The organism is Haematomicrobium sanguinis DSM 21259, from assembly GCF_000688395.1.
In the GTDB taxonomy this organism is placed as follows: domain Bacteria; phylum Actinomycetota; class Actinomycetes; order Actinomycetales; family Micrococcaceae; genus Haematomicrobium; species Haematomicrobium sanguinis.
The window spans coordinates 160,226-178,538 of the sequence record NZ_JIAG01000002.1 but is presented as its reverse complement, the minus strand read 5'-3'; the positions used below and the strand labels follow the sequence as shown (position 1 = coordinate 178,538).

Here is an 18,313-nt window from a genome sequence, read left to right as displayed (position 1 = left end):
CTGCCACCTTCTGGTCCGGTCAGATGCGGATGTAGGCGGCGCCGGCCAGTTGCGCGTGGACGATCGCGGTGACCGCGGAGGGGACGGTGCCGACCTCGGGTCGCAGCTCGCCGGGGTCGATGCCGCGCCGTCCGAGCCCGACGCTGCACGCGGCCACCTCGGTGTGCTCGGGCACCTGGACGGCATCGGTGCCGGTCAGGCCGGCCAGTGCCGGGCCGTTGACGACGACCCGCACCCGCACTCCCAGGCCGGCGGCGTGGAGTCCGGCGGCGGCGTCCAGCGCCCGTTGCACGTCGGCGGGGTCGTCGGCCACGTGCAGGATCACCTCACGAGGGTTCTCATCCATGGGCTTGGTTGTTCTCTCTTGTTCTGGCGGGGTCAGGTGGCGCAGCCGGTGAGGGCGGCCGAGACGTAGGGCAGGTGGACGGCGGCGGCAAGGGCGGCCATGCCGACCAGATATGCGGCGATCGCGACGGCGGGCAGGGCGCCTGCCAGCCCGGCGCTGGGGTGGACGAGGTGGCGGATGCGTTCGGGACCGGCGGCGTGGAGGGCGACCGGGCAGGAGTGCTGCGGCATGGCGGGGTGGGTGCGTTCGCCGAGCTTGACCAGGGCGCTGACCAGCGCCGGGGTTCCTGCGTGACGGCGGGCCTGGTCGTCCGCGGCGATCTCCAGGTAGTGCGGCAGCGCGTCGGCGGCAGCGCGGATCAGCGGCACCCACCGCAGGTAGGCGGCGATGCTGTCCACCAGCGCGGTGATGAGGTGGTGGCGTTGGTGCAGGTGGGCGTGCTCGTGGGCCAGCACGGCGGCCAGCTCGCCCGGCTCCAGCGCGCGCACCGCGCCGGTGGAGAGCACGATCCCGCCGTGACGGGCGGGGAAGGTGAGCGCGAACGGGTGCTCGGCGTCGACCAGTGCCACCTCGTGTCCATGCAGGAGCTGCCGCCGCGCGCCGTGCAGCAGCGTGCGGGCGGCGTGCCGGGAGCGGGAGCTACGCCGGGACATCTGGCGGGCAAGCCCTGCTCCCAGGGCAAGGGCCAGCGCCACCGGCAGGGCGAGCAGCAGCACCGCGGGCACCAGGGTGTCGGTGGTGTCGGCGGCGAACGGGTTCGCGGCGCTCAGGCACCGTTGGCAGACCTCGGCCGCGCGTTCGGGCAGCAGCGCGGGGCCGGCTCCGGCCCAGGCCAGCACGGGGCCGATCGCCAGCAGCGTGACCAGCCAGACCCCGATGCCGCCGGCGACGACCACGATCGCCAGGCGCGGGACCCGCACCAGAGCGGGGGCCGCGTGCCGCAGCAGAGCCGGCCCGAACACCGCCAACGCGATCAGTCCGGCCGAAAGCGCCACCGTGAGCATGCCCACGGTCATGGCATGTCTCCCCGGTCGCGGCGTTCCAGGTAGTCGCGCAGCAGGTCCAGGTCGTTCTCGGGCATCGAGTCCACGAACTGCAGGATCGAGGCGGCCCGGTCGCGGCTGGCCTCCAGCACTTGCTCCATCAGCCCCGCGGCGTGCTCGTGCCTGCTGATCTTGGCGCCGTACCGGGTGGACCGGTTCTGCCTCGTGATGGTCACCAGGCGCTTGCGATCCAGGTTGGTGAGCACGGTCGCGATGGTGGTGTAGGCGGGGTCGGAGGGCAGGTGCTCGATCACTTCGCGGACGGTGGCCGGGCCGTGGTCCCACAGCACGTCCATCACCTGCGCCTCCAGCGCCCCCAGGCGCAGCAGGTCGCCCGAGCCCCCATCGGCGGCCTTCATCGCACAGCCGCCACCGGCTCGGGGCGGACCGGGCACGCGACCTGCCCGCGCAGTCGCCACACCAGTGCGACGCCGGTCAGGATCAGCGCGCCGAGCGCGAGGAACGGCTGCACGGGAGTGAACCAGGTGATCGCTCCCGAGTACCCCAGCGCCAGCAGCGCCAGCTTGTTGCACACCGGGCACCCCACCGCGAACCACGCCAGGATGCCGCCGGCCATCCCCATCCGACTGCTGCGCCGCGCCTGCACCTCATCGGCCGCGTCGGTGGCGGTGCTGCCGTCCTCGCTGACCACGTTCGCCTGCTGCTTGTCCGCGGCGGCGCGGTACGGGCGGACATAGGTGGCGACCAGCATGCCCGACAGCACCGAGGTGACCAGCCACACCGGATAGTTCCACCACACCGGCGGGATGTCTCGACCGAACACCGGGTTGGGGATCAGCACCGTCGCCACCCCGATCACCACCGCGACGACCGCCGAGGCGGCGATCGCGACCAGCACCTGCCGGCCCGTCCACCCTCGAAGCGCCTGGACCGCCAACCGGAAGCTTTCACCGATGCCCTGGCGGGATCGAGTCGTGGGAGAGGTCATGGAACCCATTCTGACATGACTCGACTACCACGCATAGTCGACTATCTGAGATAGTAGAGATCGGTGCCCGCGACAGTGACAGGAGAATCCCTATGCCCACCGAGACCACGAACCGCCCGAAACCGTCGAACCGTTCGAGGTCGTCATGGGTCGTGCCGGTCGCCGTGTTGACCCTGGCTGCTGTCCTGATCGCCGTGATCGTGGCGGTGAACTGGGGTGGCACGACGGCCGAGGAAGGGGGCTCGCCGTCGGATAACGGCGCGCCGACGGAGGTGCAGAACCCCGAGCAACCGGACCTGTCTGCGGCCGAGACCAGGGACGAGGCGGACCTGCTCGCTGCCGGGCCCGTGGATGCGCCGGTAGTGCTCGTGGTGTTCTCGGACTATCAGTGCCCGTTCTGCGCCAGGTGGAGCGAGCAGACGCTGCCATCGATGATGGAGCACGTCGACGCCGGTGACCTGCGGATCGAGTGGCGCGACATCAACGTGTTCGGTCCCGCGTCCGAGCGCGCAGCGCGGGCCTCGTACGCCGCCGCCCTCCAGGGGGCGCTCTGGGAGTACCACGACGCCCTGTTCGAGGACGGGGAGCGCAGGTCCGAGAGCGAACTGAGCGAGGAAGCCCTGATCGCCTTGGCCGGCGAACTCGGTTTGGACACCGAGCAGTTCACCGCCGACCTGGGCTCGGAGGAGACGGCGCAGGTGATCGCCGCCAACCAGCAGTTCGGATTCGACCTCGGCGCCACCTCCACCCCGATCTTCATCCTGGGCGGACAGCCGATCGTCGGGGCGCAGCCCACCGAGATCTTCGAGGACGCGTTCCAGACCGCGCTCGACGCGGCGGAGTGACCCCGCGTGGACATCGGACTGCTCGCCGCGTTCGCCGGCGGCACGCTCGCGCTGCTGAGCCCGTGCGCGGCGCTGCTGATGCCGGCGTTCTTCGCCTCCACGATCGGCACCGGCCCCCGACTGCTGCTGCACGGAGCCGTGTTCTACGTCGGCCTGCTGACCGTCCTGGTCCCCGTGGGAGTCGGAGCCGGCGCCCTGGGGACGCTGTTCGTGACCCACCGGCAGGCGATCGTGCTCGTCGCCTCGCTGGTCCTGGTCGTCCTCGGCGCGGCACAGGCGCTCGGGTTCGGGTTCGACCCTGCCCGGCTGCTACCGGCCGGGGCCGACCTGCACGCGCAAGCGGCGTCCAAGACCGGACTGGTCAAGACGGTGCTGCTGGGCGCTGCCAGCGGCATCGCGGGATTCTGCGCCGGCCCGATCCTGGGCGCCGTGCTCACCCTGGCCGCCGCCGGCGGCGACACCCTCGCCGCCGGCGTCATGCTCGCCGTGTACGGCGCGGGAATGGTGCTGCCGCTACTGCTGATCGCCGCGCTCTGGCAGCGCCTCGGCGCCCGCGGACGCCGGTTCCTGCGCGGGCGAGCGTTCACCGTGCTGGGCCGGGAGCTGCACACCACCTCGGTGGTCACCGGGCTGCTCATCATGGGCGTCGGGGTGCTGTTCTGGACCACCAACGGCCTGGTCGGGGCTCCCGAACTGGTTCCGATCGACGCCCAGGCCTGGCTCCAGGAGAACACCGCGATCCTGGCGAACCCGATCCTGGACATCCTCGCCGTCGTCCTCATCGCCGGGATCGTGCTCGTGCTCTGGGCCAGACGCCGCCGCACCCGCGCTCGCGCTGACGCCCAGGCGGGCGAGCACCGCACGGAACAGTCATGACGCCGCGCCGGCGACGCTCCAGCCTTGCCCTCGCCGCCGTGGCCGCGCTGCTGGTGACCGGCTGCGGGGCATCCGAGCCCGAACCCGTCCGAGACCCCTACCCGGTCGATGGGTCGCTACCCGTGGTGGACACCTCGGGCATGCGGCTGCCGACGCCATTCGAGGAGCTGGAGGTCGTGGACCCCGGGTGGGACATCACTCCGCAGTACGCGGACGGGGTGTATCTGGCCGCCGGCGAACACGACGGCGTGCTGGAGTTCACCGCCGTGGACGTCCACGGCGACGTGCTGTGGGCCGCGCAACGTCCAGCGAGCTGCACCGGGTTCGTCGTGACCACCGACGCGCACGGCCGAACCCTCGCGATCCTGGGCGACCTCCAGACCACGGCCGACGCCCTGGCCGCCACGACTGCCACCGCCTACGACCTGACGACCGGAGAACAGGTCTGGGGCCCGGTCGAGGTTCCCGGCCCCTACCAAGGCCCCGGCCTGGTCTTCGCCGCACCTCCCGAAGGCTTCATGGGCGAGACCGGCCCACGCGTCGCGCTCGACCCCACCACCGGAGACGTCGCGGCCGACGAGTCGAGCCCCGAACGCATCCGCATCATCGGCGAGTACCACGGCATCGTGCTGCTCACCCACGAGGACGCTCTGATCGCGCGCGACACGGCCGACGATCACGAGCTCTGGCGCGTCCCCCTCGCCGAGCACGGCTGGACAGCGGCGTCCATCAGCGCGTCCCTGCGCCCTGCACCGGGAGACGGGCTCGCGCTCATCGCCACCTCCGAGACCACCGGCGCACTCCTCGACCTGGATCAGGGCAGCATCGTGAGCAGCACCGCACGCGACGCCGCCGTAGACCCCACCACCGGGACCCTCGTCACCCTGGACGACACCGGCCTGCACGGCTACGACACCGACGACCGACCGCTGTGGTCCCTGCCTGTTGCCGCCGAGACCACCATCGCGGCGATCGGCGGCGTCTTCCTCTACCTGCGAGAGGACGGAGCGATCCGGGTCCACAACGTCCTCACCGGCGATGTCGCCCAAGCCTACGAACCCGACGGCCAAGGACCGATCATCGTGCCCACCCACATCACCATCAACGGCGCTGCACTCCTCCTCCAGGAACGACGGCACCTGGTGGCGACGATCGCTGAGTCCCCTCTGAACGAGTCCTCCCCGACCTCCAGCCCCGCCGGTATGGGGGCGCTCGGGTCGCACTCTCGACTTGAAATACCCCAGGGGGTATGAGACGGTAAAAAGACCCCCAGGGGTATCAATGCCATCGACGGAAGGATGAACAGTGCTCCTCGAACGCATCTACGACGAGGACCTGGCGCAGGCCGGGTACTTCATCGGCTGCCAGGCCAAGGGCGAGGCGGTGGTGATCGACGCGCGCCGCGACATCGCGGACTACCTGGCGCTCGCGGCCAAGCACGGCATGCGGATCGTCGCAGTGACCGAGACCCACATCCACGCTGACTACCTGTCCGGGACCCGCGAGCTGGCTGCGGCGGTCGGCGCCGAGGTCTACGTCTCCGGCGAGGGCGGCGCGGACTGGCAGTACGGGTTCGACGCCCGGCGTCTGTACGACCGCGACACGATCACGATCGGCAACATCACGATCCAGGCCCGGCACACGCCTGGTCACACCCCTGAGCACCTGGTGTTCCTGGTCACCGACGGCGCCTTCGCCAGCGAGCCCGGCTACCTCATCTCCGGCGACTTCGTGTTCGCCGGGGACCTGGGCCGCCCCGACCTGCTGGACGAGGCCGCGGGCGGGGTCGACACCCGCTTCGAGGGCGCGCGGCAACTGTTCACCAGCTTGCGTGAGGTGTTCCTGACCTTGCCCGATCACGTCCAGGTCCACCCGGGGCACGGCTCCGGCAGTGCGTGCGGCAAGGCGCTCGGAGCGCTGCCCTCGACCACGGTCGGCTACGAACGCGCGAACGCCTGGTGGTCGCGTCACCTGGCTGCCGACGACGAGCAGGGGTTCATCGAGGAGCTGCTCGACGGGCAGCCCGACGCGCACGCCTACTTCGCGAGGATGAAGAAGCAGAACCGCGAGGGTCCCGCTGTGCTGGGCGAGCGCGGCCCGGTGCCAGAGCTGGCCGTAGCGGAGGTGGCGCGGCGGCTGGAGGCCGACGAGATCACCTTCGTCGACACCCGCCCGCCGGCGCAGGCCCATCAGGGCACCGTTGCCGGCTCGCTCAACATCCCCGATGGCCCCAAGACCGCCACCTACGCCGCCTGGGCCTACGATCCCGAGACCGACTCGCGTCCGCTGGTTCTGCTGGCCGACGACCAGACCGCCGCCCAGGCGATCGCGGATCGGCTGCTGCGGGTCGGCATCGACCAGACCGCCGGCTACGTCACCACCATCGACGGGCTTCCCCTGTTCGTCCCGCCCCTCATCGAGCCGGCCGAGCTGGCAGGTTTCGATGCCGCGCTGCTGCTGGACGTGCGCCAGCGCAGCGAGTACGCCGCCGGGCACATCCCCGGCGCCACACAGCTCAGCGCCGCGCGCGTGCTCTGGCACCAAGACGAGCTGCCGCGCTCCGGCACGATCGTGACCTACTGCCAGTCCGGGATGCGGAACACCGTCGCCGCCAGCGCCCTACGACGCGCCGGGCACGACGTCGTAGAACTCGACGGCAGCTACAACGCCTGGCGCGCATGGCAGGAGGCCACCAGCGAGACCGCACTGGCCTGATGCACAGCGGACCGCTCGCATCCTCCGACGGGCGGTCGGCCCCAGCCCCTTCCGTTCGCATCTCCGCTGCCCGCGGCCAGACCTGACGAGGAACCACCCCATGACCAATCCCTCCGCCGAACTCCGAACGATCACCGCCGAGGAACTCGCCCAGTGGCGTCAGCTCCACGACGACCTCACGATCATCGACGTGCGGTCACCGGCCGAGTTCGAGACCCTCCATATCCACGGCTCGTACAACGTCCCGCTGCCGCTGCTGACCGAACACGCCTCGGAGCTGGCAGAGCGGCTCGGGCACCGCGCGGTGCTGGTGTGCCAGTCCGGCAACCGCGCCGCCCAGGCCCAGCAGCATCTCGCTGCCGCCGGCGTGCGGACGGCCAACGTGCTCACCGGCGGCGTGCCCGCCTTCGAAGCCGCTGGCGGCCAGGTGGTCCGCGGCGCAGCTCGCTGGGACATCGAGCGCCAGGTGCGGTTCACGGCCGGGCTGATCGTCCTGGTGAGCCTGCTCGTGGCCGAGTTCCTCTGGCCGGAGTCCCGGTTCATCGCGTTCGCGCTCAGCGCCGGGCTCGTCGTCGCGGCGCTCACCGGCTCCTGCCTGATGGGCCGCATCCTCTCCCGCATGCCCTGGAACAAGGTCACGGCCAGCCCCACCGCACGGAGCGCGATCGCATCCATCCCGGTCGCGACCCGGGAACTGTGATGCCCTTGCGTGCTCCGACGTTCCGACGGCGTTCAACTGCAACGACCCCGCATCTTGGACCGGCATCGGCACGGTCGGCGTCACGACCCGCAGCACCAACCACGATGCCCGGTGAGCACGAGTGAGCGGCACCCTGATCCTCACCCTCGTGCTCGCCGTCGGTGTCGGGCTCGCGCTAGTGTCATGCGCCAGTAATTCGTTGTCTATGTTTTAGAATGGGGTATGGCACGAACGGGGCGTCCGAAGGCTGATCTGGTTCTCGCCGATGACGAGCGTGCGCAGCTGGTTCGCTGGGCTCGGCGGCGCAAGTCGTCGCAGGCTCTGGCGTTGCGCTCGCGGATCGTGCTGGAGTGCGCGACGGGGGACGCGAACACGGTGGTGGCCGAGCGTCTCGGGATCAGTCGCCCCACGGTCGGGAAGTGGCGGTCGCGGTTTCTGGAGCATCGCCTGGACGGGCTCGTCGATGATCCGCGTCCCGGCCGGCCCGCGACGGTGACCGCGGAGCAGGTGGAGGATGTCGTGGTGGCCACGTTGGAGTCGACGCCGGAGAACGCGACGCATTGGTCAAGGGCGAAGATGGCCGAGCGCACCGGGCTGTCGCGCTCGACGATCGGGCGGGTCTGGAAGGCGTTCGGGCTCAAGCCTCACCGCACGGACGGGTTCAAGCTCTCCAACGACCCGTTGTTCGTGGAGAAGGTCTACGACATCGTCGGGCTCTACCTGGATCCGCCCGAGTCCGCGGTCGTGCTCAGCGTTGACGAGAAGTCCCAGGTGCAGGCGCTGTCCCGGTCCCAGCCGGCGTTCCCGATGATGCCTGGCATGCCGGAGAAGCGCACCCACGACTACTTCCGGCACGGCACCACGAGCCTCTTCGCGGCGATGAACGTTGAAGACGGCACCGTGATCGCATCCACGCATCGAAGACACCGGGCCACAGAGTTCAAGACGTTCCTGGCCAAGATCGACAAAGAAGTGCCCGCACACCTCGATATCCACGTGGTCTGCGACAACTACGGCACGCACAAGCATCCGACCGTGAAGACCTGGCTGGAAAAGCACCCCCGGTTCCACATGCACTTCACGCCCACATACTCCTCCTGGATCAACCAAGTCGAACGGCTCTTCGCGGAGGTGACCCGCGACCTCCTGCAACGCTCGGATCACCGCAGCGTCCAGGCGCTGGAGAAGGATCTGCGCGACTGGGTCAAGGCATGGAACGAGAACCCGAAGCCCTTCATCTGGACCAAGACCGCCGACCAGATCCTCGAATCCCTCGGACGACTATTGCAACGAACTAACGGCGCGGGACACTAGGGACGCTCGGCGGTGGCGGGTCGATCCTGACCGTCCCGCTGCTCACCTACATCGCAGGCATGCCCCCGAAAGAGGCCATCGCGGCCTCGCTTCTGATCGTCGGCGTGACCTCGCTGTCCAGCCTCGTCGTGCACGCCCGGCACCGTCGAGTCCGATGGCGCACCGGGCTCATCTTCGGAGCCGCTGGCATGGTGGGCGCCTTCGCCGGAGGACTCATCGGAGGCCAGCTCCCCGGTGCCGTGCTGATGGTGGCCTTCGCGATCATGATGATCGCCACCGCGATCGCGATGGTCACCAGAAAGCCCAGGCGCGACACCGACCAACCCACCGCCGATGCGGGGACCGGCCGCGCCCACTCGCTGCCGATGCTGCGGACCATGCTCGAAGGCATCGTCGTCGGCCTCATCACCGGGATCGTCGGCGCCGGCGGCGGCTTCCTCATCGTCCCCGCCCTCGTGCTGCTGGGCGGCCTCAGCATGCCGGTGGCCGTGGGCACCTCACTGCTGGTGATCGCGATGAAGTCCTTCGCCGGACTCGCCGGCTACCTGACCACGGTGACCCTCGACTGGCCCCTCGTGGCCGCGGTCACCGCGATGGCCGTGCTCGGAGCGCTCCTCGGTGCGCGCCTGTCAGGACGCATACCAGCCGACGCCCTCCAGAAGGTCTTCGGCATCTTCGTCCTGCTCACCGGAACGCTCGTGCTCCTCATCGAGCTGCCGCCGGCCTGGGCGATCGCCACCGGAGGCCTCGGACTCATCACGGTGGTCCTCGTCCTCGTCTGCCGGCTGACCGCTCTCAACTGTCCCTTCGGCCTAGGGTGTGTCTCGTAAATAGTTGAGCCAGGCAATCACACCATTGAGCACAACCGAGGCCCGGTACACGATCGCGAGTTTGTCGTACCGGGTGGCGAGCCCACGCCATTGCTTCAACCGGCAGTAGCCTCGTTCGATCGCGTTCCGGTCCCGGTACTTCTCAGCATCGAACCTCGGCGGGCGGCCACCTCGCGAACCGCGCCGCTTCCGGTTGGCCTGCTGGTCGCGAGGTTCGGGGATCACTGCCTCGATACCACGGTCTCTGAGGTGGGTCCGGTTCGCCCGCGATGAGTACGCCTTGTCACCCAACAGGGCGTCGGGCCTGTTGCGACGCCCGACACGAAGCTGTTCCATGAGCGGGATCAGCATCGGCGAGTCTCCGTCCTGACCGGCCGTGCAGATCGTCACGAGCGGCAGGCCCTGCCCGTCAACGAGTTGATGCGTCTTCGTTGATAACCCGCCCCGGGAACGACCGATCGCATGATCAAGCGGCTCGATCAGCAGATTCTTGTAATTCGATGAATCCCTTTTTTACCCGAGCCACATTCGTTGCGTGCTGGTGCGCGCGAGCGATCGTGGAATCCACCGACACCGACCAGTCGATCAGGCCTGCACGATCGGCGTGCTCGTGCAGGCGAGCCTGCACGAGATCCCAGCTGCCCTCGCGAGCCATCCGGGCATGCCACCGCCAGACGGTCTGCCACGGCCCGAACACTTCGGGGAGATCACGCCACGCGATCCCGCACCGATACCGGTAGATGATGCCCTCGACCATTGTGCGCGCATCAGCGAACGGGCGGCCCTGCCTGCCCGTCGGGCCGGGCAGCAGATCAGCGATCATCCCCCATTGATTATCCGAGAGGAGCTGGAAACGTGACATGCCTCCACACTCCCAGTTCCCACAAGAATCTTTACGAGACACGCCCTAGCCCGACCGACCCCGGGCTGATCCGCTTCACCTCACAACACACCGTCGCCGACCAGACTCCGGAGCCCCACCCTCATGACAACCATCGACCTCACCGAAGACGCATTCTCAGCCGCCATCACCGACCATCCCATCGTGCTGGTCGACTTCTGGGCCGCCTGGTGCGGACCATGCCGCAGCTTCGCCCCCGTCTTCGAGGCCGCGTCCGCCGAGCATCCCAACATCCTGTTCGCCAAGGTCGACACCGAGGCCCAGGCATCCCTGGCCGCCGCCGCACAGATCACCTCCATCCCCACGCTGATGGGCTTCAAAGACGGCGTCCTGGTCTACTCCCAGCCCGGAGCACTCCCAGCCAAAGCGCTACACGAACTGATCGGCAAAATCCGCGACCTAGACATGGACCACGTACGCGCGCAAATACAGGAGTCCGACCCTCGCTAGAACAGGGAGCAGCACCATTTCCGGGCTCAGAGTCGAGACATCTGCCGCCACGCGCACGCGGGCGTCCGAGCCTGCGCCCTTGCCGCTGTGGGCCGCGATGCCAGTTGCCGGCGTGGCCGGGCTCGCGATGGATGCGGCGTTCCCCTCACTCGGGTGGTGGCCGCTGGCGTTCGTCTCGGTGACGTTGTCCCTGGTCACTCTCATCGGGCGACGGTCCTGGGCGGCGCTGCTGGTCGGGACAGTCTTCGGCGCAGCGTTCTGGTTTCCTCACGTGTCCTGGTCGGCGCAGTTTCTCGGGGAGCATCCGCTGAGCTGGGTCCCGTGGGTGGCCCTAGCTGGCGCGCTGACGATCTACACGGCTGTGCTGACGGTGCCGATCGCCCTCGCCTACCGATGGCTGCCGCGCCGGCGCAACACCTCCGCGATTCGGCTGCTGGCGCTGCCGCTGCTGGTAGCGGGAGCCTGGACGATCCGCGAACTCATCATGGGCTCCTGGCCCTACGGCGGATTCCCGTGGGGACGGGTGGCGATGAGCCAATCGGAAAGCCCGATCGCGCCGATCGCGTCATGGGTCGGCGTCTCCGGCCCGGGCTTCCTGATGGTCGCCGTGTGCGCCGCCGCGATCGAAGCACTCCGTTGGATCGTGCGCGCGCAACCGGCACGCGGTAACGCCACCGAGCGCCCAAGAACACCTCTAGCTTCGTGGGCGGCGCCGATCCCTGCGCTCGGTCTCGCAGCGGTGATGGTCCTGGTGCCGCAGTTCCCGACCAGTCACGCAGGCACCATCCGGGTGGGCGCTGTGCAGGGCAACGGCCCCGCCGCGTACGTCGATGAGCACGAACCGGGCGCGGTCCTGGAATCGCAGCTCGCCGCTTCCGCCCCTCTCGAAGACGAACAGGTCGACGTCGTGCTGTGGCCCGAGGGCGGCGTCGACAGTGATCCCCTCGCCGACGAGGCCACCGCTCACGCGCTCGACGATGCAGCCGCCCGATACGATGCGCCGATCCTGCTCAATGCCGCCGCGGCAGACGGCCACCTCGTCTACAACACTTCCTTCCTCTGGACCTCGAACGGGCCGATGGCCACCCACGCCAAACGCCATCCCGTCCCCTTCGGCGAGTACGTGCCCGACCGGTGGCTCTACGGCGCGCTCGTGCCCAGCCTGGTAGACCTCCTTGAACGCGAGTACGCCGCCGGCGTCGACACGCCCGCCATCGAGGTCGACGGCGTAGAGGTGGGACTGGCGATCTGCTTCGACGTGGCATTCGATGATGTCATTCACGAAGCCGCGAACAGCGGTGCCCAGGTGCTCATGTTCCAGACGAACAACGCCGACTTCCGCGGCACCGATGAGAACCTGCAACAGCTTGCGCTCGCGCGCATGCGCGCCATCGAGACCGGCCGCAGCGTGGTCAACCTCTCCACCACCGGCACTAGCCAGGTACTCGCCCCGAACGGCGCCACGCTGGCCGCACTACCCGCGGACGAACCCGGACTCATGATCGCCGAACTTGAGCTCCGGGACGGGCTCACCGCCGCCGTCATGTTGGCGCAGTCGATCAACACGCTGATCGTCTCAGGCACTCTCGCCGGCTTTCTCGTCCTCGCCTTCCTCCTCCTGCGAGACCGTGCATCCTCGCGACACCATCGGGTGCTGGACTCCAGCCAACGAAGCAGCATCGGCCTGCACGAGTGCGCCGACGCGCATCGCCGAGAGCGCTTGTAGCGGAAGAACGCCGTTGCCGAGCGCAGCGATCTGCTGATTAGCCGTGAGTTGATGGATCGGATCAGTGATCCAACCACTGGGGAGACCCATCAACCACTCCACGAACTCGGGCGACGGCCGCGGTCCACTAGTCCTGTCTAGCAGCGCTGGCGCGATTCGTCCTGTCACATGCTCCCATCGGGCGATGGCGCGGGCGTAGCGTCCCCAGCGGCGAAGATGTCCTCGATCAGGAACCACAGCATCTCGGGTTCGCTGCTCTTGCTCTGCAAGCCAGTCGGCCCGTTTAGCGCGAGGTCGATGATCTGATGCGAGAGCGCGATCGTCCCCCGCCTCGCCCTCACCTGTTCCAGTGACTCGCCGCCACGAGTCGAGTCCGTGGCGAGCGGCGTCCTGAACAGTGCCCCGGCTGCGGGCGAGGATGAAGACGCGAAGCCTGGGATGAGGAGCGCCGACAAGGGACGCTGGTAGGCCGATCCATTGCGTGTCATACCGCAGGTCGGCCAGATCGCCGAGTACGGCGCCGACTGCCCGGAGAGGTCGAGCTGCGAGGTCTCCCAGACCCCACGGGTCGGGTTCCACTTCGCGAAGGGCTGCATCGCCGGGGGTTGCGTGGTCGGGATTGCTATGCGCATCGTCGTCTTCTTCTAGGGGTGCGCGGACGGCGGGTGAGGACAGCAGGCCGCGCACGTTCTCGATGACGACGAGCTGGGGTTGCAGCGCGTCGATCGCGGCGGCCATGTACGACCAGAGCCCGGAGCGGGTGCCGGGCGCGAGGCCGGCGCGCTTGCCCACGGTCGAGACGTCCTGGCAGGGGAAGCCTCCACAGAGAACATCGACCGGCTCGACGGTGCGCCAGTCGATGGTGGTGATGTCGCCCAGGTTGGGGGCGTCGGGTCAGTGGTGGGCGAAGATGCGGGAGACGTGTTCGTTGTTCTCGGAGAACCAGATCGTCTCGCCATCCAAGGCATGTTCGACGGCGAGGTCGAGACCGCCGTACCCGGAGAACAGTGATCCGACCCTGAGTGGGCGAGTCCGGTCGTGAGGGTCGTGCATGAGGGCTCCGGTTGACGGGTGATCCCGGTCGGACTTCACGCATGAGGTCACCACCGGGCTGGTCAGCGACCAGGTGCGCGACCACTCGAACCGCCACCGCTTGCCTCGTCGCCGATGCCGTGACCCGCGCGCGGCGCACCACCCCCGCGTACTTCGGAATCCGTGACTCAGGCGGCGCCGCCAGCTCTCGTTCGCCGGCCCACCGAGCCATCACACGTCTTTCAGACGAGGCCGTTTCGGGCTTTGTCGCATCTGATGCGACCGGTCTCGCGGGCTCACCTGCTCTCCGAGCGCGGCCGGAAGGAGCAGCCGAGGTGACGGTTTCGATGCGCGTGATGAGCGCGGGCGATGGATACAAGTACCTGTTGAAGTCCATCGCCGCGGGCGACGGCGACCGGAGCCTGAGCACGCCGCTGACCCGCTACTACGCGGAGGCGGGCACGCCGCCGGGCTTCTGGATGGGCTCGGGGCTGGGTCGTCTCGGGCACGGCGACCTGGTCGAGGGAGGGCAGGTCTCTGAAGCTCAGCTCGCGCTGTTGGTCGGGATGGGCCATGACCCGATCACGGGCGAGCCGCTGGGCCGCGCCTACCAGCAGTTCGCGTCGATCACCGAGCGGATCAAGCAGCGCGTCGACGCCCTCGACCCCGAGTTGGGGCCGGCGACTCGAGCGCAGGAAGTGGCCGCGATCGAGGCGGAGGAAGCCGAGCGCGGCACCCGCCGCGCAGTAGCCGGTTACGACTTCACATTCAGCGTGCCCAAGTCAGTCTCCACGATCTGGGCGGTCGCGGACGCCGGCACCCAAGCCCTGATCGCGGACGCCCATCATGCGGCGGTTGCAGAGCTGGTTGCGTTCCTCGAACGCGAGGTTGCCGCAACCCGCGTCGGTGCAACCGGGCCGGACGGCGCGGTTGCGCACGTCGACGTCGCCGGTGTCGTGGCCGCGGCATTCGATCACTACGACAGCCGTGCGGGCGACCCGCAGTTGCACACCCACGTCGTCGTCAGCAACAAGGTCCTGACCGTGCAGGACGGCCGCTGGCGGACCCTCGCCGGCCGGCCGATGCACTCCGTGGTCGTCGCAGTCTCCGAGCTCTACAACGCCGCGCTGGCCGACCAGCTCACCCGCGTCCTCGGCGTCGAATGGGAAGCACGCGAACGGGGCAGGGACCGGAACCCGGCATGGGAAATCGAGGGCGTGCCCGACGAGCTGGTGACCGAGTTCTCCACCCGGTCCCGACACATCGAGGCCGAGAAAGACCGCCTCATCGCCGGGTACGTCGCCAAGCACGGCAGGCAGCCCTCCGCGCGAACGGTGCTGAAACTTCGGGCGCAGGCGACGCTCGCCACGAGGCCGGAGAAGCAGGTCCGGTCGCTGGCCGACCTCACCGCCGAGTGGCGGCAGCGCGCCGGCCGGGTGCTGCGCCGGGACGCGAACGGCTGGGCGCGCACGTTCACCGCATCCACCGCAGACGCACCGCGGCGGGTGCTGCGCGCCGACGACGTGCCGCTGGATGTGGTGCGCGAGGTCGGGCAGACCGTGATGGAGACGGTGGGCGAGAAGCGTTCGACCTGGACCCGCTGGAACCTGCATGCCGAAGCATCCCGGCAGTTGATGGGGTGGCGGTTCGCCAGCATCCAGGACCGGGAGGCGATCACCGGGCTCGTGGTCGATGCCGCCGAGCACGCTTCGCTGCGGCTGACGCCGCCGGAGCTGGCGTCCAGCCCGTTGCAGTTCCGCCGCGTGGACGGCACCTCTCGGTTCCGGCCGCACGCCTCGACCCTGTTCTCATCCGAAGTCCTGCTGGCCGCCGAAGACCGACTCCTGGCGCGTGCCGCCACAACGGCCGGGCCGGTGGTGCCGTTGGAGACGGTTGAGAGGATCGCCCGCAAGCCCGACGCACGCGGCCGGGTGCTCGGCGAGGATCAGGCCGCGGCCCTTGCCGCGATCGCGGTCTCCGGTCGGGTCGTGGACGTGCTGGTCGGCCCGGCTGGGGCCGGGAAGACGACGGCGATGAACGGGCTCCGCAGGGCGTGGGAGAAGGAGCACGGCACAGGGTCGGTGATCGGGCTCGCCCCCTCGGCGGTCGCCGCGCAGGTCCTCGCCGATGACCTCGGCATCGCCACGGAGAACACGGCGAAGTGGTGGCAGAACCACCTCATGTACGGGACTACGTTCACGGCCGGGCAGCTCGTCATCATCGACGAGGCGAGCCTGGCCGGCACGATGTCGTTGGATCGGCTCACCCACGAAGCCGAGAAGGCCGGCGCGAAAGTCCTCCTGGTCGGCGACTGGGGCCAGCTCCAATCACCCGGCGCCGGCGGCAGTTTCGCCATGCTCGTGCACGCCCGCGATGACGCCCCCGAGCTGACCGATCTGCACCGCTTCACCAACGAATGGGAGAAGACCACCTCGCTCCAGCTACGCCACGGCCGTGCCGAGGCGATCGACGCCCTGATCGAGCACGGCCGGATCACCGGCGGCGACGAGGAAGCGATGATCGACGCCGCCTACACAGAATGGCGGGCCGATCTTGCTGCCGGGCGGGCGTCGATCCTGGTGACCGAGACCCACGCGACCGTCACCGAGCTGAACGCCAGAGCGCGGGCGGATCGGATCATCGACGGCACCGTAAACCCGACCCGCGAACTGCCGCTGCGCGACGGCACCGCGGTCTCCGAGGGCGATCTGGTCATCACCCGCGAGAACGACCGGCGGCTCCGCAACGGCCGAACCTGGGTCCGCAACGGCTCCCGCTGGACCGTCACCGGAGTTCGCGAGGACGGGTCGGTCAGCATCCGCCCGGCCGGGCGCAGGTTCGGCGGCGGGATCGTCCTGCCGGCCGACTATGTGGCCGAGCACCTGGACCTCGGCTACGCGATCACCGCGCACCGCGCCCAGGGCGTCACCACCGACACCGCGCACGCGGTCGTCACCGCCACCACGACGCGGGAGAACTTCTACGTCTCCATGACCCGCGGCGCCCACAGCAACCACGCCTATGTCACCGTCGACCGAGAGGACGCAGAACACGCGGTGCCGCATCCCGGAGACAACCCGAACGTCACCGCTCGCTCGATCCTCTACGGCGTGTTGCAGCACATCGGCGCCGAGCTGTCTGCGCACGAGACGGTCGCTGCCGAGCAGGACCGCTGGGGCTCGATCGCGCCGCTCGCGGCCGAGTACGACACGATCGCGCAAGCCGCCCAGCACGACCGCTGGGCGACCTTGCTCGCCGCGTCCGGGATCACCGCCGAGCAGATCGAAGACGTGCTCGGCTCCGACGCCTACGGCGCGCTGTCGGCCGAGCTGCGTCACGCCGAGGCCAACCACCACGACCTCGACGCGCTGCTCCCGCGGCTGGTCGCCGCGCGGAGTCTGGACGATGCCGATGACATCGCCTCCGTCCTGCACGCCCGCGTGGCACGCGCCACCGCCCGGCCCGCCGGATCAGGCCGCACCCGCAAGGCCCCGAGGCTGATCGTCGGACTGATCCCGCACGCCGGCGGGCAGATGGCAGACGACATGCGGCGAGCCCTGGACGAGCGCCGCGAGCTGATCGAAGGCCGCGCCGACGCCGTGCTCCGCGGCTACCTCACCGATGAGGAGCCGTGGACGGCCGACCTCGGCGCGGCTCCGAGGGGCGACAAGCAGAAGGCGGCGTGGTGGCGTGCCGCTCGCACCGTCGCCGCCTACCGCGACCGCTACGGCATCACCGACGACCGGACCCCGCTCGGCCCGACGCCGGAGAGCACCAGCCAGAAGATCGACGCCATCCGCGCCCGCGCCGCCCTCAACCGCGCCCAGGCGATCGCTCACGAAGGTACGACGGCTGATGCGGTGCGGCCAGCGACCACATCACGCCCCGCACCGAGCTTGTGAACCCGTCCAGCGAGGGCGGCCGTCAGAGAGAGCGCCCCGGCGTGCCCGGCGACGGGTGCCGGTGCCCGAACTCGCGTCCGACCTCGGGCCGCGTCACAGTCCGGTCCGGGGTTCTGTCGGCGTCGAGTAGGTCGATCACGTCGCTGGGCTGGGTGACGAGCGAGGCGAAGCCTTGCTTGATGAGTTCGTTCGGCCCCGCGCTCGCGACGCTGGTCACCGGGCCGGGCACCGCACCGACGCCCCGGCTGAGTTCGCGTGCGGCGATGACAGTGGTCATCGACCCGGACCGAGGACCGGCCTCGGGGATCACGGTCGCACCCGAGAGCGCCGCCAGCAGGCGGTTGCGGGCCAGGAACCTGTGTCTGGTCGGTGCGGCTCCCGGCGGCAGCTCGCTCACCAGCAAGCCGACATCCCCAATGCGATTCAGCAGCTCGCTGTGCCCGGCCGGGTAGGGGCGGTCCAACCCGCCGGCCAGAACGGCGATCGTCTGACCGCTCGCGGCAAGCACGCTCTTGTGCGCGGCCCCTTCGATCCCATAGGCGCCACCGGAGACGACGACCCGTTCCTCATCGGCAAGACCCGCCGCCAGCTCGCCCGCGACCTGCTCTCCATAGGCGGTCGCAGCGCGAGCGCCCGTGATCGTGGCTTCTCGGCGGTATTGCGGTGGATGCAGGATCCGCGGGA

At 69.5% G+C, this 18,313-nt stretch carries 17 protein-coding genes and 1 pseudogene; 10 read left to right on the top strand and 8 right to left on the bottom strand.

Translation table 11 applies throughout. The annotated features are described in order from the left end of the window. Positions 1-19: 19 nt before the first annotated feature. The 4 genes from O148_RS14335 to O148_RS0102415 are packed head-to-tail and all read right to left on the bottom strand — an operon-like array spanning position 20 to position 2,338. Entirely contained in the window at positions 20-346 is a 327-nt protein-coding gene (locus O148_RS14335) for a hypothetical protein (protein ID WP_035744497.1), read from the bottom strand. A 32-nt stretch (positions 347-378) separates the two neighbouring features. After that, complete coding sequence (locus O148_RS0102425) at positions 379-1,362, bottom strand: M56 family metallopeptidase (protein ID WP_026529650.1); 984 nt, start codon at positions 1,360-1,362, stop codon at positions 379-381. After that, positions 1,359-1,748 (bottom strand): BlaI/MecI/CopY family transcriptional regulator, encoded by a 390-nt coding sequence (locus tag O148_RS0102420; protein WP_035744493.1) that lies wholly within the window; start codon positions 1,746-1,748, stop codon positions 1,359-1,361. Before O148_RS0102420 ends, O148_RS0102425 begins: the two co-directional genes overlap by 4 nt. After that, positions 1,745-2,338 carry a hypothetical protein gene (locus tag O148_RS0102415; RefSeq protein WP_051619753.1) on the bottom strand — a complete coding sequence of 198 codons (594 nt, stop codon included), beginning with the start codon at positions 2,336-2,338 and terminating at the stop codon, positions 1,745-1,747. Before O148_RS0102415 ends, O148_RS0102420 begins: the two co-directional genes overlap by 4 nt. A gap of 92 nt (positions 2,339-2,430) precedes the next feature. On the opposite strand from O148_RS0102415, the gene O148_RS0102410 reads away from it, so the two are divergent. From O148_RS0102410 to O148_RS14325, 7 genes are all read left to right on the top strand, one after another. Next, positions 2,431-3,183 carry a DsbA family protein gene (locus tag O148_RS0102410; protein WP_051619736.1) on the top strand — a complete coding sequence of 251 codons (753 nt, stop codon included), beginning with the start codon at positions 2,431-2,433 and terminating at the stop codon, positions 3,181-3,183. Positions 3,184-3,189: 6 nt separating this feature from the next. Then, complete coding sequence (locus tag O148_RS0102405; protein WP_026529646.1) at positions 3,190-4,059, top strand: cytochrome c biogenesis CcdA family protein; 870 nt, start codon at positions 3,190-3,192, stop codon at positions 4,057-4,059. After that, entirely contained in the window at positions 4,056-5,312 is a 1,257-nt protein-coding gene (locus tag O148_RS16890) for a PQQ-binding-like beta-propeller repeat protein (protein WP_051619735.1), read from the top strand. The genes O148_RS0102405 and O148_RS16890 overlap by 4 nt, the downstream gene beginning before the upstream one ends. A gap of 52 nt (positions 5,313-5,364) precedes the next feature. Next, the gene (locus tag O148_RS0102395; RefSeq protein WP_026529645.1) at positions 5,365-6,774 is read left to right on the top strand and encodes an MBL fold metallo-hydrolase; all 1,410 of its coding nucleotides are present in this window, start codon (positions 5,365-5,367) and stop codon (positions 6,772-6,774) included. Between the two features lie 100 nt (positions 6,775-6,874). Beyond that, positions 6,875-7,474 carry a rhodanese-like domain-containing protein gene (locus tag O148_RS0102390; RefSeq protein WP_026529644.1) on the top strand — a complete coding sequence of 200 codons (600 nt, stop codon included), beginning with the start codon at positions 6,875-6,877 and terminating at the stop codon, positions 7,472-7,474. 222 nt (positions 7,475-7,696) lie between these two features. Beyond that, positions 7,697-8,788 (top strand): IS630 family transposase, encoded by a 1,092-nt coding sequence (locus O148_RS0102385; RefSeq protein ID WP_026529643.1) that lies wholly within the window; start codon positions 7,697-7,699, stop codon positions 8,786-8,788. 23 nt (positions 8,789-8,811) lie between these two features. Further along, entirely contained in the window at positions 8,812-9,618 is an 807-nt protein-coding gene (locus tag O148_RS14325; protein WP_084156970.1) for a TSUP family transporter, read from the top strand. Here O148_RS14325 and O148_RS17690 read toward each other — a convergent pair. Continuing rightward, positions 9,601-10,480 (bottom strand): IS5 family transposase gene (locus tag O148_RS17690; RefSeq protein WP_137826897.1). Its coding sequence is split into 2 segments (ribosomal slippage): positions 9,601-10,122 and positions 10,124-10,480, totalling 879 coding nucleotides; the frame shifts between segments, so codons are not numbered across the junction. The two genes, O148_RS14325 and O148_RS17690, sit on opposite strands and share 18 nt — an antisense overlap. Before the next feature lie 123 nt (positions 10,481-10,603). On the opposite strand from O148_RS17690, the gene trxA reads away from it, so the two are divergent. Together trxA and lnt are read left to right on the top strand one after the other, a co-directional pair. After that, on the top strand, positions 10,604-10,969 hold the full coding sequence (gene trxA / locus O148_RS0102365; RefSeq protein ID WP_026529640.1) for a thioredoxin: 366 nt from the start codon (positions 10,604-10,606) through the stop codon (positions 10,967-10,969). A 79-nt stretch (positions 10,970-11,048) separates the two neighbouring features. Beyond that, entirely contained in the window at positions 11,049-12,695 is a 1,647-nt protein-coding gene (gene lnt / locus O148_RS14320) for an apolipoprotein N-acyltransferase (RefSeq protein WP_240470766.1), read from the top strand. Between the two features lie 164 nt (positions 12,696-12,859). On the opposite strand, the gene O148_RS17960 is transcribed toward lnt, so the two are convergent. Together O148_RS17960 and O148_RS18055 are read right to left on the bottom strand one after the other, a co-directional pair. Next, a complete protein-coding gene (locus O148_RS17960) occupies positions 12,860-13,327 on the bottom strand; it encodes a hypothetical protein (protein WP_051619734.1) in 468 nt (155 codons plus the stop codon). Between the two features lie 94 nt (positions 13,328-13,421). Continuing rightward, positions 13,422-13,556: pseudogene (locus O148_RS18055) on the bottom strand (DNA cytosine methyltransferase); the annotation flags it as partial. Between the two features lie 518 nt (positions 13,557-14,074). On the opposite strand from O148_RS18055, the gene mobF reads away from it, so the two are divergent. Next, positions 14,075-17,629 (top strand): MobF family relaxase, encoded by a 3,555-nt coding sequence (gene mobF, locus O148_RS0102350; RefSeq protein ID WP_476702731.1) that lies wholly within the window; start codon positions 14,075-14,077, stop codon positions 17,627-17,629. 22 nt (positions 17,630-17,651) lie between these two features. On the opposite strand, the gene O148_RS14310 is transcribed toward mobF, so the two are convergent. Beyond that, positions 17,652-18,269, bottom strand: coding sequence for a DNA-processing protein DprA (locus O148_RS14310; protein WP_338035369.1), 618 nt, complete (start codon positions 18,267-18,269; stop codon positions 17,652-17,654). Positions 18,270-18,313: the final 44 nt, after the last annotated feature.

Coding starts and splice junctions, on each gene's coding strand:
- O148_RS0102425 (WP_026529650.1), bottom strand. CDS start 1,362: ATGACCGTGGGCATGCTCACGGTGGCGCTTTCGGCCGGACTGATCGCG.
- O148_RS0102420 (WP_035744493.1), bottom strand. CDS start 1,748: ATGAAGGCCGCCGATGGGGGCTCGGGCGACCTGCTGCGCCTGGGGGCG.
- mobF (WP_476702731.1), top strand. CDS start 14,075: ATGCGCGTGATGAGCGCGGGCGATGGATACAAGTACCTGTTGAAGTCC.
- O148_RS17960 (WP_051619734.1), bottom strand. CDS start 13,327: ATGCGCATAGCAATCCCGACCACGCAACCCCCGGCGATGCAGCCCTTC.
- O148_RS0102390 (WP_026529644.1), top strand. CDS start 6,875: ATGACCAATCCCTCCGCCGAACTCCGAACGATCACCGCCGAGGAACTC.
- trxA (WP_026529640.1), top strand. CDS start 10,604: ATGACAACCATCGACCTCACCGAAGACGCATTCTCAGCCGCCATCACC.
- O148_RS0102410 (WP_051619736.1), top strand. CDS start 2,431: ATGCCCACCGAGACCACGAACCGCCCGAAACCGTCGAACCGTTCGAGG.
- O148_RS0102415 (WP_051619753.1), bottom strand. CDS start 2,338: ATGACCTCTCCCACGACTCGATCCCGCCAGGGCATCGGTGAAAGCTTC.
- O148_RS14335 (WP_035744497.1), bottom strand. CDS start 346: ATGGATGAGAACCCTCGTGAGGTGATCCTGCACGTGGCCGACGACCCC.
- O148_RS0102385 (WP_026529643.1), top strand. CDS start 7,697: ATGGCACGAACGGGGCGTCCGAAGGCTGATCTGGTTCTCGCCGATGAC.
- O148_RS16890 (WP_051619735.1), top strand. CDS start 4,056: ATGACGCCGCGCCGGCGACGCTCCAGCCTTGCCCTCGCCGCCGTGGCC.